This window comes from Phocaeicola sartorii JCM 17136 = DSM 21941, from assembly GCF_054653615.1.
Genome location: NZ_BAAIFW010000006.1, coordinates 475904 through 494555 on the forward strand (window position 1 = coordinate 475904; position 18652 = coordinate 494555).

9 protein-coding genes are annotated in these 18652 nt (G+C 45.6%); 3 read left to right on the forward strand and 6 right to left on the reverse strand.

Going from position 1 to position 18652, the window contains the following annotated elements:
• Window positions 1-396: 396 nt before the first annotated feature.
• The 3 genes from ACYQ0C_RS19055 to ACYQ0C_RS19065 all read left to right on the forward strand — a co-directional run bounded on the left by ACYQ0C_RS19055 (window position 397) and on the right by ACYQ0C_RS19065 (window position 4307).
• Window positions 397-1539 (forward strand): helix-turn-helix domain-containing protein, encoded by a 1143-nt coding sequence (locus tag ACYQ0C_RS19055; protein ID WP_025076981.1) that lies wholly within the window; start codon window positions 397-399, stop codon window positions 1537-1539.
• 550 nt (window positions 1540-2089) lie between these two features.
• Window positions 2090-3412, forward strand: coding sequence for an AAA family ATPase (locus ACYQ0C_RS19060; RefSeq protein ID WP_016277433.1), 1323 nt, complete (start codon window positions 2090-2092; stop codon window positions 3410-3412).
• A 19-nt stretch (window positions 3413-3431) separates the two neighbouring features.
• Complete coding sequence (locus ACYQ0C_RS19065; protein WP_016277432.1) at window positions 3432-4307, forward strand: hypothetical protein; 876 nt, start codon at window positions 3432-3434, stop codon at window positions 4305-4307.
• 1051 nt (window positions 4308-5358) lie between these two features.
• Here the strand turns inward: ACYQ0C_RS19065 and ACYQ0C_RS19070 are convergent.
• The 6 genes from ACYQ0C_RS19070 to ACYQ0C_RS19095 form a co-directional block, all read right to left on the reverse strand.
• Window positions 5359-7251, reverse strand: coding sequence for a glycoside hydrolase family 97 protein (locus tag ACYQ0C_RS19070; protein ID WP_025017576.1), 1893 nt, complete (start codon window positions 7249-7251; stop codon window positions 5359-5361).
• A gap of 71 nt (window positions 7252-7322) precedes the next feature.
• Window positions 7323-9521, reverse strand: a complete 2199-nt coding sequence (locus tag ACYQ0C_RS19075) for a DUF362 domain-containing protein (RefSeq protein WP_016277430.1) — start codon at window positions 9519-9521, stop codon at window positions 7323-7325.
• A 507-nt stretch (window positions 9522-10028) separates the two neighbouring features.
• Window positions 10029-11600 carry a DUF362 domain-containing protein gene (locus ACYQ0C_RS19080; protein ID WP_016277429.1) on the reverse strand — a complete coding sequence of 524 codons (1572 nt, stop codon included), beginning with the start codon at window positions 11598-11600 and terminating at the stop codon, window positions 10029-10031.
• Between the two features lie 12 nt (window positions 11601-11612).
• Window positions 11613-13229 (reverse strand): putative Ig domain-containing protein, encoded by a 1617-nt coding sequence (locus ACYQ0C_RS19085; RefSeq protein ID WP_016277428.1) that lies wholly within the window; start codon window positions 13227-13229, stop codon window positions 11613-11615.
• Between the two features lie 7 nt (window positions 13230-13236).
• Window positions 13237-16071, reverse strand: a complete 2835-nt coding sequence (locus ACYQ0C_RS19090; RefSeq protein WP_016277427.1) for a hypothetical protein — start codon at window positions 16069-16071, stop codon at window positions 13237-13239.
• Entirely contained in the window at window positions 16061-18622 is a 2562-nt protein-coding gene (locus tag ACYQ0C_RS19095; RefSeq protein WP_016277426.1) for a glycoside hydrolase family 95 protein, read from the reverse strand. The genes ACYQ0C_RS19090 and ACYQ0C_RS19095 overlap by 11 nt, the downstream gene beginning before the upstream one ends.
• Window positions 18623-18652 lie beyond the last annotated feature (30 nt).

Sequence of the window (18652 nt, forward strand, 5' to 3'; positions counted from 1 at the left end):
AAATGTGCAATTTGATACCGTTCAAAATATGACGCATCCTTTGGCAAACAGTTCCCATGGTTGTGAGAGGTTTCCGGAAAATAAGTCACTTTGGAGGGAATGACAAACAGCGCAATTCATCCCGTACCTTCCGATTTCCGCCTTTTGCCCACCCCCGACAGGTCATGGGAAAAATATCACGCTCCTCTTATTCCCGGAGCCTGTTTTAATTTTACTTTTTTTATTGAATTCTCATCCATTCTCACTATCTTTGTATCGTATATAGTTCGCAATCATGGCACGTCGGAACCAGAGGAGACAGTCGGTTGTATTTCGCCCATGAAAAAACACGGATTTAAAAGCGATATGTGACTGTTGGAATCTTACCGGTAATAGTCGAAACTGTCATATAAGTATATGTTGATATATATCCAGTTAATACTGAGTCTGATGATCTTAAGCCTGTGTGTGTTTGGTGGAATAACCCTCCTCGCACATCCACGCAGGAGCAAGGCCAAATTCATTCTAGGGGCAAGCATGTTGTTCTGGGGAGTGCTGATAATCCTCCGGCTGTCTTTCAACCCTTTTTTGGATTGCGCCAAGACTCTTTTTCAACCGATGATTCTCATCACGGGAAGTATCGTGATGGCGACCACGACATGCTATGTCATTGAGGTTCTACGGCCCGGATATCTTACCTTCAGACGGTTTTGCCTTTTCATTTCCCCGGCTATTGTCTGCTCACTGCTTTTCGGATGCCATTACATATGTTCACCTCAGACGCAAACGTATTACAACCTGTACGATTTGTTTCTGTTTTCGGATACCGACATCTTCTTACGGCTCATGCTATTGGCGTGCAATATATTCTATATGGGTATACCGGCTTATCTTACGGCACGTTACAACAGGGAGTATTCGCAGTTCATTAAAGAAAACGTATCCGATCCGTACGACTATGATTTGCAGTGGCTGCAAAGGACCATGTTCACTTTGTCAGCCCTATACATATCCTACCTGGTACTGCTGTTCACGAATGACACGCTCCTGTATGTGATCAATAAGGTCTTTATCCTTGTCTTATGGTATTATCTTTTTTACAAGGCCTTGTTCCTGAAAGAAATCCCATGGAAGATATCCTTCAAGGCGGGTTGGCAACATCCAGACGAGGGAGTGGATGAGAATAGGTACGAGGACTGTATCTCTCAAAAAACAAACTGTCTGGAGGATATAAACCGATGGTTCGAATCTGAAAAGCCGTATCTGCGGGGTGATTTACGTTTATCCGACTTACAGAGAAAATTTCCAATCAGCAGAACTTATCTCTCCCAGTTGTTCAACAAGGTGCAGGGAGTTTCCTTCTCTGATTATGTAAACCGGTTCAGGATTGAGGAGAGCAAACGCCTGCTTGAAACGGAACCTCAAACAAGCATCAATGAGATCGCAGAACGTTCGGGGTTCAATTCTATCAGTGCTTTTCGCAGGGCTTTCATAAAAAGCACAAACATATCCCCTTCGGAATATAGAAAAAAACATAGTGAGAATTCCACATCATTGTGATACACAGGATACAAGTCTGACTAGTACAGAAAAAATCAGACTTTAAGAACATATTCTTCGTTGCGTAAAGTAAAAAAGTATCATTTTCAAAGCCGCTTTTAGCATAGTCTATGATAGCGGCTTACAAAATCTTAGAGCCTGTTTTGTTCAAGCCAATATGTTATGTTATTTCATTCGTATTTGTTATTAGGAGGAGTCGTTTCATTACAGATTTTCAATGCAGAAATATAATCTTCATTCGATGTTTTTGTAATACGCTTAATTGCAAATCTGTGTTCTAACAAATTGGGCATAGATGATAATATTAAGTTATCAGTTATTCAATATGCAAATTTATATAAATGAATATCAGAAACCAAGTAAACCGACATCAATATTTTGATAATGATACGTAAAGCTATATTGAAGGAGTTTAATGAAATCCGAAACATAAACACTTAAACCTGATTCTCTGATGGTTATCACCTCACAAAGATTACATTGTTGAATCCTTTGTTTTCTAATTTTTTATCCTTATATTTGCAATAGTACTCCAAAAACATGAAATTTTATGTTGTATCAAAAACTCTCTATAGACAATTTTTTGTGTTTCGACCATTTCGATATACAGTTTGCACCAGGTGTGTCCATTATTATCGGACGCAATGGTGCTGGAAAGACCACACTCATTAGAGCTATGGTTTACTCGCTTTATTTTATGTTTACGAATGACCGTTCAATGGGGGATGACTTCTTGTCGGCAGGAAATCCTGATTTAAAAATGAAATCTATCAAATATGATGAATTTCATAGAAGAAAAGATTCAGAGGATGTAACTGCTGATGCTAATTTTCATGGACAAATAACTTTTCAAGGAGAAAATATAGAATGGGATATGTATCGCCGTTCAACTAGCGGGTCTTCACTGAATCCATCACGCTATAAACCTGCTTATCAACATCTGATGCAACTGTACAGAAAATACGATGAATTGCCATTACTTGCATATTTTTCAGACTCTTTCCCGCATACACTCACAAATATATCCTCCTTTGCCAAGCAACAGATGGCTGCAAATGGAAAAACATTACGCAACTTTGGTTATTACCAATGGGATAATGAAACAGCGTGTGTAGAAATATGGCAACGACGACTATTAAATTCAATGGCTAAACTAAAACAGCTAGATGATGATACTGACACATTCACACGTAATGAAGTTGCATTTGTCACTAAAAAATTGACACAGTTTTCTCTAGTACTTAATAGTGATATATGTGATACTGCTTTTGAGATAGATCGTCTTTTCTATTTATTTGATGAAGAACAAAAACCAGAATTGTGGCTTCGTTTAAAATCAGAACAGGAAATCAAATTTGACAGACTTCCCGCTGGGTATAAACGATTATATTCCATTGTCTTAGATCTGGCATATCGGGCTTATTTGTTAAATAGACGAATAGATGTAGAACCTACAGGTCTAGTTATGATAGACGAAATTGATTTGCACTTACACCCTTCGTTAGAAACAGAAATTGTAAAGCGGTTTACACAGACATTCCCGAAATTACAATTCATAATGACTTCCCACTCGCCATTAATAGTAAGCAACTTGTCACCGGACGAGAAACAAAATAAAATATTCAGACTTGTGGCTGGAGAGAAGCAACCGCATGAATTGCCAGACCTTTTTGGCATTGATTACGATGATGTATTACTGGATTGGATGGGAGGTATTCCTAGAAACGAGGAAGTGGAATTTTTACAAATGGCAATAAAAAGAGCTATACAAATGGAAAATACACAACTATTCAACATGAGACGCAAAGAACTAGAAAAAATGCTGGGAGAAAAAAAAGCGTTACAATTAATCAATAAATGGAAGGAAGAATAACTTCACATTATTTAGATATATGTTTTGGATTGATAAGCATAATAAAGGAAAGCGACGTAAAGGTCATCAAATTGTAAATCGCTTTCTACGTGAAGCGTGGAACGAACAAGATGGGCTATATGTAAATTGCACTTATGCTTCATTTAAGAGAAATCACAAAATGGAGAGATTGCTTTACTGGGAACAACATGGATTCTGCTGTTATTGTATGAGGCATCTAGAAGTAAATCAACACACTTCCTTGGAACATGTGATGCCTCATAGTTCTGTGACCAAACAAAACAAGATAGATTTTAAGAAAATTGATTACTACAAACGATTCAACAAGAATTTTAAACGAAATGTCATTTATAAACATCTAAACGGTACAAGACGAAAATGGCACAGCGGCCCACTATATCCTCATTTTTGCGCTTATGAAAACCTAGTATTGTCATGCGATGGTAGTCTTTTCATTGATGAAGACAAGGACAATAAATTATATCCTTCTAAAATGCATTTATGCTGTAATGAGCACAGAGGAAATAAATTAATTGTCCCATTATTTTTCATTCCTAATATAAACGATTTAATTATATACAATAAAAATGGAACTATTGGCATATCGAAAATAGTCAAGTCCTCCCAGCGTCAGATTGAATTATCCAATACTATTGAGGACTTAGCATTGGAGCATGAGCGTTTAAGAATCATTCGACAAACCTGGTATCATATAGCTGCAAGCAGTATATACAATGTAGAGCAAGTAAAGGCTGCTATTAGTGATGAACCTTTACGAAAAAATATTATGATAGACAGTGGTATTCCACTTAATATCGTAAACCGCATTAAACATCCTATATACTGGTCCTTATTATGTGAATATTTTTGGTTTTATAAATACTTCACACAATAAATATGCAACTTCATTCTATATTTTTTATGGTACAGTTATGATTTTGATGTTACATCGAGGATAAGAACAGGGACGAATGGAACAATTATCGACATTAGTGTCAAAACAAAACATATCAATATTCTTATTGACAAAAAATATTTGATTATACCTAAATCAAGTTCTAAAACGATGTACAAATAACCTCGTTTTATATTTTCTAATAGCTTCAATAAAGTGTCTTTTGATTTGAATAAACAAAAAAAATCTGCCTCATATATCTTATATACAACAGATTTTGCATTGTTCCTTTGAAAAATTTAATAAAAGCTTGTAGCAATCGAACCTTTTATTTATCTTTGCAACGTCAAAGAGATAATGAATGTTGAATTGATAAAGAAAAGCGATGAATTTAGTGTGATGCTAATTCAGTGGCTTTCATAAAAGATAAAGTAATAAGTGTACAGTCACTCAAGGGGTTAGAATAAACCGAAGCAAAAGGTTCGATTCCTGGTGGCACCACTTTTTAAGAAAAGCAACAAGCAGTAAAATCCTGATTTCCAAACGAAATTGGGATTTTTTGTTTTCCGGCGGAACGCAAAAAGCGGTAGAATATTACGGTTGCCGGTGTTCCAAAAGGTGGAGCAAAAACAGTGGAGTATAAATCTCCTTCTAATGAGTTTACTCCTTGATATGTTTCCAGTTTCTATGGCTACTTTTGCATCAAGGAAGTGATGTTGATAACAAATCACAGCTAAGCATAGAAAGAAACACGGTTGCCACTTCGTTACTTGGTACTATAAAATGTTTCCCATTTACACAAAATATTTTATAGTGCCACTGAATTTAACACTTCGTTTCACTTCCTCATGCCATCCGGTTTTGACGACACGAATCCTTATACATTATTTTATATTGCGACTCCGTATGTTCCCCTCCCGCAGCGACCACTTCTGTCACAAAACGTACATTGCCATCAGGAAAAACAGCTTCTCATACGGCAGTTTTCTGTCCGCAAGCCGACAAGAACAAGGCCACCGTGCCACAAACTCCATCCATAGTTTTTTCATATTCATTTATTCTTTAAGGTAAATCTAACTATATATCCCCCGCCACTACGCATCATTCCAGTGAGTGAATCAGTTCTCCGACAAAAGACACGTTCTTTCTTGATAGAAGCCCCGTCACCCGGACGATCCTTATAGACTGTTCCTTCATACCAGCCCTCGCCCAAGAACGAAAGCGGGAATTGAAGTGTCCGCTCTTCTTTGCCGTTCAGCACAGCCAGGTACCAAGTTTCTCCTTTACGACGGGCAAAGGCAGCCACCTTGCCTATCTTACTGTCGGGCAATACAATAGTCTCATCCCATTCGGCAGGCATAGTTTTGAACAAATCGGCTGCCGGATTATCCCCAATGGACTGCGGATGCGCTCCGAAGAAAATAACTGAAGAATTAAATATCAATGCAGTAGCAATCTGATGACACCAAGAGGTCTCCAACCTGCGCTCACCAAAAATCACTGGAGTATAATCACCCGCCCCCACTACAAAGCGAGTAAAAGGAAGCGTCACGTTGTGGACTGTCCACTCAAACTGATGTTTACCATATTCCAGTCCATGCACTCCTTCACGGCTCATCTCATTGGGCCAAGTGCGCAGTTCGCCAGTCGGTTTGTTACTTCCATGTATGTTCAGCATCAGTTTGTGCTCAGCCGCTTCTTTCAGACAAGCTTGATACAAATCCACAAACTCCTTCGACTCATGCGAGAAAGCATCCAGTTTCAATCCAGCGATTCCCAATCTTTGGCAACGGTCAAACAGTTCCTTTCTTTTTTGCGGGTCGCGAACATCGCGTCCATGACGCCACAACCAAATCTTCACCCCAAACCGGGCTGAATAATCCACCAAATCCTTAATCTGCTCATCCGTCCATTTATACCAGAAAGCATCTACCGTATTGTATTCAAAACCAAGTTCACCGGCTAGTCTGGAAAATTCCTTCATGCCTTCTACCGTCCGTTCTCCACCGTCCAACCAACACCACACCGAACGTCCCGGCTTCACCCAATCGGTATGCACACCGCGAGGAAACAACTTTTTATCAGGAGCCGGAGATAAGTTGGTTATCAGGTCCGTATTAACCAATCCATTCAAATCGTTGGCTATAATGATGCTTCGCCAAGGAGTCAGGATATCGCCCTCTATGGCAGCCGGAACCGACAGACGTACTGCTTCTTCCAGACTATAATCGTGTGCAAACGGATAACCTGCAGGCTGGGCATGTCCCAAGCGAGTCACCAGTCCACACTGCCCGTCTGCCTGCAAAGACATACCGGCATAATTCTTTAAGGCAGCCTCCGTTATGCAGGCATATCCCTGCGACTCTGGCAATTCAACAGTTACCGGGGGTGCCGCCCACTCCCCTTCCTTGACCTCGGTTATTTCTTTTTGTTGATGAATTCCTTCATAATGCGCATACATATCATGATACCACATCCGGCTTCCGGCAGGAAGAACAAACGTGGTTTGTTCATCGGGCACCAGCTTCATCCCCGGCTTACCGGAATAAAGAAGGCGAAATGCTATACCGTCATTATAGGCTCTAGCCTCCACTGTAAAGTCTTTGCCTGAATTGCTTTTCATTTTCATCTTCAAGCCATTGGCCTGATTGACTGCTTGTGCATGAACACCACGCACCGCATACGTTTCATTCACTTCATAGGATTGCGAAGCAAACACTGTGCAATCAGCAGTCAATACCTTGCCATCTATGGAAAACACCAAAGGCGACTTTTCAATGACCGGAACACCGGCTTTGGTTACTTCAAAATACAATCTTCCTTCTGTCATCCACCACTGAAACGCAATTTTTTCGTCCGGACTTTTCAATGTGGCTATCTGCGCCAGCGCATTCACTGCACTGACACAAAGCCACAACATAAAACCTATTTTATATAACCTCATATACAACCTCCTTTTTATCATTTATAAAAACAGCTAAAAAAACGTTTCATACGATTCTTCTATTTTACAGATTAATTTCTTTCCTTTACTATAAACAACCGATGAATGCGGTTGCCACGTCTTCCCTGTATCTCAAACTGAAGGGTACTGGTTCCCTTTTCCAGTTCGATAGGGAAATAATAATCGCGTGGCTGATTACCCACCGTAACCAAGAACCCAAAGTTTTCCGTCACCTTCTCCCCATTCAGATAAACAAAAGCGGGAGCTGGGTCCGTTCCGGTATAAGTGGCACCCAAGTAATACTTTCCTTTCTTTGGAACCTGAATGTTCCAAGTAGCCACATTACGTTCCTTACTTCTTTCACCCGAGAGTGCCAACTGGCCTTGATCGTTAATCAGGAAAGTTCCTTCCAGCTTTGCATCGCGTACTGGACAGTCCTTCACTTCATCCATGTTTCTCACCACCAATCGTTGCTTGACCACTTTGCCATCAGCATCTTCCACCAACAATTCAAAACTGGATGTCCGCTTTACAGCAACAATCAAATTTCCTTTGCCTGCCACTTCCTTACCGTTCAACAACACTTTCTGACCATTGGATGTATTCCAATACAATACGACTTCTCCTTTTCCTACCACCACACTGCGGTCGGCATAGAATGTTTCAATAGCCGCGCGGTTTGCTTTCAACGGAACACGATACAACTCGATGCCTTCTCCCGTTCCTAGGTTACGACTATACAGACGGTCGTCCGGATTGTTCCAATGCTCGTGTACACCCAGACTTTGCTGGTCACGCCCTTTGTAAAGAATGCCCGAAGGAGGATTACCGATATTGGCAGCCTCGTGCAAAAAATTATCCGAATTAGCGGGTAACGGAAGTTCCGAATAAATAAAGTCGAGCACAACCGATTCAATAGCTACCTGATCATTGGACGCAAAAAAACTGGAAGTCCAACCGTTATTGAATGGAGCACGCTTGAAACGAAACGCCTTGCCATTATGTTTCGGGTTGACATACATACCATCCACAATATAAACCAACGTGTTTCCGCCAATACGCTCGTGTGCCATTAAATCGACAATGCAATTATAGGTGCCCATGCCGCGGAAAGAAGACCAGTCACGAATGGAGTAATGCAAAGGAGGTACTTTGCCCACCGAACCAAACTGATTCTTTCCCGTTGCTGTGATACCAGTCTGTCCGGCACTGTCACGCCACCTTTTGGTCGGTTCGGAGTGACGCTTCAACAACGCCATGTTTATCATATAGTCCGCCTCGTATGCAGCACGTGCCAAACTCATAGCTCCCTCATCGGTAATCTCGCTGGAATAATGAATCACATTGGGCACAAAACCACCCCAGTTCTGATAAACCACATCGGGATAAAGCGACTCCACATACGTGTAAACGGCTGAAATGCCCCGACGCTGCGCATCATACACCGTGATGCAATTTTGAGGAACACCTACCACTTCTACCAACTGATACAGCAAAGAACAAACCGACTGCGGAGTAGCATCAATGATGTTCGAGCCACCATTGTCATTCAAGTTAATCTTAATAGCAATCTTCTCACCCTTTTGGTAACCCACGGTTCCTTTTCCTTTCCGCTGATTAAACGTACGAAACAGTTCATCCCAAGCATCACCTATAGCACTCTGATTGGTCAATGCCAGAATCACTCCTTCCAGCATATCTTCCACACGAGTCTGGCTGTTGTTGTCGGCATCCGAATATAATCCGTGTTTGCCGTCCCAAGCAGCCGCCTTGGCATCGTGCGCCCACGCCACACGTCCCGGATGAATTCCTCTCGCTGTCCCCATGGGAGTGTTAGGCTTGTCAATGGGGATAAACTCTCCCATGTCTGTATCATTGTCTATCTGTTTCCGGATAACCTGCCCTAATACCATATTATCTACCGACATGACATACAGGGAACCCGTAAGCAAGATTCCCGTCAACAACACTCCCATCCCCATGCAGAAACGATGCGAATGCCATAAAGCGCGAAACTTTTTCCAAGTCGTAAATCCTGTTAAGGTACTACCTATAAAAGCAAGAAACGAGAAAGCAATCGGCGCCGCCACTTGTTGGCAAGGATAATCTATACGATTGGGTTTCGGTATCACACGTATCAGAAACCATACCAACGCCGCCAGTCCGAACAGCGGGAAAAATATCTTCAACATCACATTCTTTTGATTGACTCCCACGATGCGTCCGCTTTTGGGACAAGTCTTAAAAAACCATTTCTTAATCTTTTCCATATTATCAGATTTTACATTATATTTCACTAGTCCAAAGGTAGTCCTGTAACAAGAAAAGAATTTATAAGATTATGCCCAATATTTATAGTATCGTTTCAAAAGAGAGAAATGCTCCTCTTGCAGCAGTTATGCGGCATCCTTTCACGACAAAAGGCGGCCTTACTCAAGAAACAGCAGACACGCCATGCCGCGGCATAAAAAGACGAAGCGAAGAATACATAGAGATGAGAATGAAGCAAAAAATCCTTTATTCCCCTCTTTCCAAACCGGCTATACGATTTTCACCGCTTTTCCAATGAAAACCCATCCATTATTCTACAAAAAATTTTATAGAACATACATCTGTATAGAAGACAATTATAAGAAAAGCAAAAGGAGAATTATGTAAGGAAAGGCTGCCGCAATATTATCCAAAGGAAGATGCAGCGTTACACACTTATTAGTGTATGCTTACATCCCCTTTAGGAAGCACGATAAGTCTTTTAGAAAGTACCATCAAAAACTAGATCACCGCTGACAAAACACCAGTTCGATGCCTTCCGGTTTGCCCAGGTTACGACTATACTGTTTGTCCGCAGCATTGTTCCAATGTTCTAACACGCCCAGACTCTTTAAACCTGTGCCGTCACGTTCCGGATCATAAAACGTGCCTGACAGCGGTTGGTCTGCTAATGCCGCCTCCACCAGATACATATCACAATAGTCCACATCTGCCATAGCAGGGAACTCCGAAGAAAGGAAATCCACACCCACTGCATCAATGGCCACTCCATCCTGCGAAGCAAACAATGAGCAAGGCCAAGCGTTGTTGAAAGGTTCCATTTTCCACTTGCCGGAGGGCGCGCCATTCACATCCTTCGAACCATACAGACCGTCTATCAGGAACAACATGGTTTTAGCGCCCAGATCCTTGTGCCCCATATAGTCGGTGAAAGTCATGTAACGCGGCTTGCCGCCACGGTCCTGATTGAAATTGTTATGCTGGTTCTTGCGAAAATTACGGTCTATGTCCGTCACTCCGTACCAGTTCTTGGCACAAAGTGTCACCCCCTGTCCGCCATGTCCTTTCAGCAATGCCATGTTGATGAGATAATCCGCCTTGACGGCACACTGTGCCAGCCCGCGTGCCAAGCGACCATTGTCTGCCGAATAAGGAATGGCTTCGGAAACATAAGCCGCCTTGGTACGTCCGTGCGTACCTTCATTGTCCATGTAAACCACATCAGGAAACTCGGCATGGCATTTGTTAAACAACGCATCGGTCATGAAACGGCTGGCATCAAAAACCGTAATGCACTGCTGAGGTACACCACCCTGACGCACCAAGCTGCGCAATAAGGACAGAGTGACATGGGGCGAGGCATTGAGCTGCTCGTTGTCGGCATACTCAAACGTGTTGTTCATGTTCACCTTTATGGCTATTTTCTCTCCTGCCGCATAGCCTTTCTTGCCTTTGCCATGCTGCACGTTGAAATAACGGAAAAGCGAGTTCCAGGCTGCCTGTTCGTCTGCCTCACCGGTAAGGGAAAGCAGCACCGTACTTACCATCCAGTCGGTTGCTTCCTGATTGTTCCAGCGGTCTTCGTACCAGCGACCTTCCTGTTTGTCCCAAGTAGCGGCACCGGGTGCATACGCCCACGACACACGTCCGGGATGAATGCCACGTGCCGTGCCCACCGGATTGTTCTTTCCCCATGCCATGCGCGGTTCCTGCTTGCCGCGAACGGTCTGCGCCACCAATTCCGCACTGTTCTCGACCATAAGCGTTGCGCCGCAAACCACTGCCAGCAACAGGCCCGCGAGAGCCCATGCGTATTTCCGACAGCGCAAGCCGGCAAACAACTGGCGGAAGCCAGTAAACAATCCTGCCAACGATAGCAGGTAAAGCACAAAAGCAGACATCAGCGGAGCGGCGGTCTGCATACAGGGATAAGCCGCCCGCGAAGGCTTGGGAATGACACGAACCAAAAACCACATCGTAGAAGTAAGTCCCAGTCCCCAGAACAACAATGTGCGATAAAGGGCGGAGTTTGTTCCTGCCTCCGCCTTCCGTTTAAAATACCAATAGAGTCTTTTCATATCTCTTCTTTTTTATCGCCCGGATACAGCTTGCAGACGGCTGTTGCCTGGATATACCTTTATCAAACGAACCCCATGCGGAGCAATAGCTGTAGTAAAACTTTCAGCCGAATCTGCCACATCCTGCTGACGCCACAAGTCACGCACTTTCTGCATGCCGCGCAAGCCCAGGTTCTTCCAAGTCACGGTGCCTTCAGCAGACGACAAACCCCGATTGAACAAGCCTACCGCCATAGAGCCATCCTCCAACGGCTTGGCATAGACCACCACATCACCTTCCTGCGCCACGACCATGCCCTGCTTACCCAGTGGATCTTGGTTCACCTCAATCACTTCGTCATTGGTAAGCAGACTCAGGGTGAAGTCATCCAGCTGCGCCATATCGCACCCTATCAGCATCGGCGAAGAAAGCAGGCTCCACAGGCTGATATGTGTATATTGTTCATCGGCAGTGAGACGCGTATAGTGCAACTTCGGTCCCCAGCCCACCATGCCTACTACCAGCATGTCGGGGTCTATCCAATGGCCCGGTCCCACAAAAGGTGCCCACTTGGTCTGGTTAAAGCCGAGTTTACTCATGCTTTCCCACGTATCTTTGATATCGCCCGTGGTGCGCCAGCAGTTTGCCATTTTCTCCCATTGAGCGGCATCGCCCCACGGCGCACTGTTCGACAGACTATATACGATATCGCGGTCGTGCGAACGGAGGGCTTCCTGCATCTCTTTCACATGATAGACATCATTGGGGTTCCAGTCATACTTCAGGTAGTCCATGCCCCAGTCCACCCACTGCTGCACATCGTTTTTCACAAACGAGTACTTGCCATGGTGGTAGTTCACACCGTGTTTCACTTTCTTTTCCGGATCAACAAAACGATAATACTCATTGGCATACTTCTCCACCCAGTCGTAAGTACCATCCGGATTGTCGCAATACGCGCCTACGTGTCCGGCGTAAGTACCTACCCACGGACCGGAATAAATGCCTATTTTAAGTCCCATGCCGTGCACTTCGTCTGCCAGTCCTTTCATGTCGGGAAACTTAGAGTTGGTCATGATACCTTGATGCTTTCCACCACGCAGCCCCTGCCAACCGTCGTCAATGTTGATGTACTGCCAGCCGTGATTTATCAATCCTTTCTCGACCATTGCTTTTGCCGAACTCAGCACCTTTTCCTGGCTGACGGCATTGCCCCAACAGTTCCAACTGTTCCAGCCCATGGGAGGAGTCAACGCAATGTGTTCGCCTACCCGGATGCGTAACTCGCGGCGAGCCGTTCCCAGTTCATTGACAGCCACCAACTGCACACGGTACTCTCCCACCTTTTTCACCCGACCGGTGATTCGTCCCGTTTGTTTGTCCAGCTTCAAGCCCTTTGGCAGGTTTTCTGCGGAGAAACTCATGGGACGGTGTCCTGTAGCCGGAATGGTATAAAGGAACAATGACCCGGGACGAACGCCAAACACTTTGGCTCCATTGATGCGAGGAGTCTCGGGTGCTTTCGGAGTCAAGATATAGTTGCTCAATGTATCGGGCACGGACAAAGCCTGCGCCGAAGCAGTTCCTCCGCCCAACAAAACTGCTCCGCCCAACAAAACTGCTAAAATGAAATCGTGTTTTTTCATCATATTCCTTTTATTTAATCGTAATGTTTTTGCTTCGAACACTCTCCACCGGCTTTTTCTCATTGATGCCGTCCGCCACCTGCAAACCGGTAATGGCAGCGTTCAGTACATCGTCCAGATAAACAGCATGACGCGCATCGGGTTTCTCGGTGCGGATGGTGCAATTCTCCAGCACCATCCCGTCCACATGACGGAACCAGAAGCCGAAAGCCGGTTGTATCTTTAAATCGCCTACATTATAACGGCCCACCCCTATCTCGGGCGGAAAGGCTGTAGCGTCTTTCTCCGGATGACCACCTTTTACAGTCAGATCCACATCGCTGAAGCAGATATTCCGGATATATCCGGTGTGGCGTCCGTCAGGCATCCGGAAGGTTAGCCCTCCTTTCACCGCCTCCGTATCCGGCAGCTTAAAGCCGGCTATGATGGGAGCCGCCTCATTCTGAGAACCGTCGTAGGGTTTCCAACGCTCCTTCTTGAAAGAACTTCCGCCATAGACCTCACTCACATCCACCGCGTGGATAAAGATATTTTCCACTTTTCCGATGTTGGCATTGGTCACTAACAGTTCTTTCCGTTCCACCCCGTTTTCCATAAACGTGAACATTTCCACATCGGCACCCAGCACACGTCCACGGTTGGAGATCGAGATAAAAAAAGGTGCACGCGTACGCTTCATCACCGAACGGGAATGAAGCGGACCGGTCTTTCCACTGTTGAGATAGACATTCTTGATATGTCCGCCATCATTCGTGGAAATGGAAAAACCTGCCTTGTTGGCTCCCAAGACATAGATATTGTCCACATACAAATCCTGAATGTCGTCCGCCGTTTCCGAACCTATCTGAAAAAGATTGCAGTTGGTATCGCCCACAATATTGCGCACCCAGTAGCCGGAAGCCGGGCGGGTAAAGCCGAGCGAACAGTCCGAACCCGGTTTCACGATATCATCTGAACTGACTTTGGAATAGATATTCATCACACGTACATCGTTACAGCCCATGAAGTCATAAATGTCGCGCGCATTTTCCGTATTATACTTCCCGAAAAACGTATCGTGTACATAAATGCCGTCCGTACCGGTAGCCAACAACACGAAGTGCCCTCCCTGGTCGATGTGCAACATGGTACTGTCGTTGTAAATGCGCCGGTCACCGTCCATATAATAAGGTATATCCTTGTCCGGATCATACCACATATCCCTGCCTGTGTACAGACCGCCAATTTCAATATCCTTGCACAACTTGAAGGAAAACATCTTGTCGCAACGGCGGTCGGGGGCATTGTTCATCACACGGTCGGTAGTGACGATATTTCCATTGCCGGTGATGCGTCCGTTGCCCACAATCTTCACATTCTCGATGCGTTCACCAAAGAACATGGTATTATGAAAAAAGGTATGACCTACATCCTGTTTGGTCAAGTAATTCTCCGGATCCTGATAAGGACGCGGGTCAGTAGGTGACAAGCCCGAACGATAAGCACGGTCGCTGAACCAAGTCGTTTCGGGCGCATCGGCACCGGGCAAAGCACGAATGACCGCTCCCCGGTCTACATGCAGCCATACATGACTTTTCATGTGCAATGTCCGAACCGGGTATTCCCCTGCCGGAAAACGGATGATTCCACCGCCCAAATTGTGAACACGAGTAATCAGTTCGTTAATCTTGTCCGTATCGTCGGCCGTACCGGTTCCTTGCACACCATATTCCTGCGCATTCCACTCTCCCGAATAGAACCAAGCTATATTAGAATCACCACGAGCCGGTCCATTCGGCACCCGTAGTTTAAAAGCATACAGCCGATCGGGTTGCAGACGCGAGATATTCAGCTGGCCGTCAGCATCCGAACTTCTCATCTCCTTAGGCAATGTATCCCAAGTTTTACCTTCATCCATAGAGTAAAGTACCGCAAACTCCTGCGCATCTCTGACGGGCGTCCACGCAAAAGAAGCCCCTGAGAAACCTTGCGTATCCTTGTAATAAGCACGGCGCAAAGGCAAGCGGACCCAATCAGCAATGGTAGAAACCGCTTGAAGCGAAGCCACTGTCACCGGGCTACGAAGTATCCGGGGCTGGGAGGTGGTATAAGATGCCTCGAAACAATATTCCTTTACTCGCGATACCGTGACCCCTTTGATTACCAAGCGGATATCTGGCCCGTTGGAAGGGCGCAAGTCTAATCCCGAGAAGCGGATTACTGTCCCTCTCTTTCCCATCGGATGCAAAGTAACCTCTCCCACTTGCTTATAAGAATAATGCGTACCGGTACGTCCGATTGACTGCTTCGGCAACTCGCGTAACACAACCATACCGCGTCCGATCACATCTACCATAGCATTATCCAATGTCACATCAATGCCCGCTGGAACAAGAATATCGACACAGGCCATCGGTGTGCGCTGTCCGGCAAAGAAATCGAGCGTGATTTCCTGAGACACCCCTGCCGTCACTGCTTCCCGATGCAATTTCAGCACCGGAGGCAAAGCTGCCTCCTGAATGCCTACTTTATATTTTTTCAGTACCTTGCCCGAAAGCGGAGAGAACTGTTCCAACCGATCTCCATTCTGTGGAGTTCCGGTCAGTCGTGGTTGTTTCCGAGCATCTACAAGGCGATATGCTATTGTAGAGTCCTGTGACAGTTTTTCCAGCAATGCCGGAACCGACAACAAAGTAGATACTACACCCTCTCCTTCGGGTGTATCTACGGTATAGCGACAAGTTTGTCCGGCATAAAGAATCAGAGAATCAGCAGTCATTCTCCATTCATTGCCCGACTGTGCCCAAGTGGAAAGAGCTAATACCCAGCCCATCAAGCCTAGTTTCCATCCCTTTTTACCATTCATACGTTTTTCCTTTCTCTGTTTTCACATCAATTGTATAAGTATCTTTCAAATCCAACGAGCCACGATGCTTCGCCGTGTTCCCGTTGCATACCCACTGCGGAGCATCGGGAACAAAACACAATGGATTGGGATTCACTCCTTCCGCCGCCTCACCTTTCAGCGGGGTAAAACTCCTGATCCGGCAATTACCGCCCAGCGTGGACGTGATTTTCACATGCGTCAGTCTGCCTTCCTTCCAGTCCATGTCAACAATGAAGCCGCCGCGCGCACGCAAACCGCTGACTGACCCCGACCGCCATGCATCGGGCAAGGCAGGCAGCAAGAAGAGTTCCCCCCCATGGCTTTGAAGCAGCATTTCGGTAATTCCTGCCGTTCCTCCGAAATTTCCGTCTATCTGGAAGGGCGGATGCGCATCAAACAGGTTAGCATACGTTCCACCACCTTTAGTCGAGACATCGGTAACATCAACATACTTCAATCCGTTTTTCAACATCCGGTAAGCATGGTTACCGTCTTCCAATCGTGCCCAGAAATTAATCTTCCAAGCCATCGCCCATCCGGTACCTCCGTCACCACGGATCTCCAAGGTGCGTTTGCAAGCCTCAGCCAGTTCGCGATCGCGACGAGGCAGAATCTGTTTGCCGGGATGTAAACCAAACAAGTGTGAGGCATGACGATGTTCGGGATCCTGATCCTCAAAGTCCAGATGCCATTCCTGTAACTGCCCCATAGCTCCTTCATGAGCAGGATAAAGATTCTTCAACACAGACCTGACACGTCCGCAATAAGCGTCTTCGCCCAAGATAGCGGAAGCCTGCAAATAATTAGAGAAAAGGTCACGAATCAAAGCCATATCCATAGTCGATGCTTTCGCCACTTCGCCTTCCCTGCGTTGTCCTTTGCTGTCAGTGTAGAAAAAACGATTCTCCGGTGAAGTGGAAGGATTGGTCACCCAATATCCCGATTCGTCTTTTTGCAGCCATTGCAGTACAAAGACTACCGCCCCTTTCATCAGCGGATAGGCAGTATCACGCAAATAAGCCGTATCGCCATGGAAAGCATAATGCTCCCACAAATGCTGGCAAAGCCACACTCCCGACATAGGCCAGCACGACCAACGAGGCGCACCTTTCACATCATTCGCATACCCTCCCGTAGGAGCGGTCTGTGCCCAAGCGTCCGAATTATGATGAGACGCCCATCCTTCGTTGATTCCATAATTAACACGGGCGGTCTGCTCCCCGTTCTTAGCCAAAGCGCCGATGAAGTCGGACAAGGGAGCGAGACACTCTGAAAGATTGGCCACTTCCACAGGCCAGTAGTTCATTTCCGTATTGATGTTTACCGTATAGTTAGAACCCCAAGGCGGCTGTACGTGCGGATTCCATATACCTTGTAAATTGGATGGAAGTCCTCCGGCACGCGAAGAAGCAATGGTAAGGTAACGTCCATACTGATAATACAACTCCACCAATCCCTGGTCCGAATCGTCTTTCGCAAAATGCCGAAGCCGTTCGGGAGTGGTGAGCCGGCTGACCGCATCGCTCTGTGACTCACCCAGTGAAAGATGTACCCGGTTGAACAAAGCCTGATAGTCCTGTTCGTGTGCTTTCAGCAAGGCAGCATACTCTTTTCCGTCAATAGCCGCCAACACTGATTCCGTCAGTGCCGACGGATCTTTCCCTTCCGAACCGGGCTGTTTGTCCACACCATTATAACTGGTGGCAGTTGCCAGTATCAGGACAGCCCCATTTGCCTGACGTACGGATACGACCGAGTCTTCTACAACGGAAGTCCCTCCATCGGACAACACCTTGACTTTCACGTCAAAATTCATGCCTTCCTTTCCTGTCTCGTCATAAACGATCTGATTGGGATCATAATCACGGTTCGCCACATACACAGGTGCTTTTCCTGTAAGCGACAAAGTTTGCGCATCATACTTGGCAGTCTGGAAACGAAGCTGGCTGGTCAGTTTCATATCGAAAGACAACGCCTGAGGCTTGTCGGCTTCCAGTCGTACCACCATGACTTGGTCCGGATAAGAAATAAAGGAAGTACGCGTATAAGTAACTCCGTCCGCCATGTAACGTACAGTAGCGGTGGCATTGCTGATATTCAGATCACGGTACAGCCCACTGACTTCCCCGTCAGTCTTTACATCCAGTTTCAAGTCCGCCAGCGGCAAATAACGTGCCGTGTACGGACCTTGTCCATGATTTTTCCATAATTCACGTGCCTTTGCATAATCTCCCTCGTCCACGGCCTTACGAATTTCGGGAAGCGCCTTTACCGTTTCCTGATTATTCCAGTCACCCGGTCCACCAGACCATAACGTTTCTTCATTCAACTGATAGACCTCCTGCAACGGATTTCCAAACACCATGGCACCGATGCGTCCATTGCCCAAAGGTAACGCTTCCTCCCATCGGGAGGCAGGAGCATCATACCACAATCTCAAGTCTTCAGCCGGTTGCCGATCTCCCTGATCCACACACCCCGAAAGCACGGCACCCAATAATATACATTTCAAATAATTTTTGTTTTTCATGCGTCTTTCATACTTGCTTGTTATTTTATG

Excerpts from the sequence above, each read along its gene's own strand:
- ACYQ0C_RS19055 (WP_025076981.1), top strand. The coding sequence starts at position 397 with ATGTTGATATATATCCAGTTAATACTGAGTCTGATGATCTTAAGCCTG.
- ACYQ0C_RS19060 (WP_016277433.1), top strand. The coding sequence starts at position 2,090 with ATGTTGTATCAAAAACTCTCTATAGACAATTTTTTGTGTTTCGACCAT.
- ACYQ0C_RS19065 (WP_016277432.1), top strand. The coding sequence starts at position 3,432 with ATGTTTTGGATTGATAAGCATAATAAAGGAAAGCGACGTAAAGGTCAT.
- ACYQ0C_RS19070 (WP_025017576.1), bottom strand. The coding sequence starts at position 7,251 with ATGAGGTTATATAAAATAGGTTTTATGTTGTGGCTTTGTGTCAGTGCA.
- ACYQ0C_RS19075 (WP_016277430.1), bottom strand. The coding sequence starts at position 9,521 with ATGGAAAAGATTAAGAAATGGTTTTTTAAGACTTGTCCCAAAAGCGGA.
- ACYQ0C_RS19080 (WP_016277429.1), bottom strand. The coding sequence starts at position 11,600 with ATGAAAAGACTCTATTGGTATTTTAAACGGAAGGCGGAGGCAGGAACA.
- ACYQ0C_RS19085 (WP_016277428.1), bottom strand. The coding sequence starts at position 13,229 with ATGATGAAAAAACACGATTTCATTTTAGCAGTTTTGTTGGGCGGAGCA.
- ACYQ0C_RS19090 (WP_016277427.1), bottom strand. The coding sequence starts at position 16,071 with ATGAATGGTAAAAAGGGATGGAAACTAGGCTTGATGGGCTGGGTATTA.
- ACYQ0C_RS19095 (WP_016277426.1), bottom strand. The coding sequence starts at position 18,622 with ATGAAAAACAAAAATTATTTGAAATGTATATTATTGGGTGCCGTGCTT.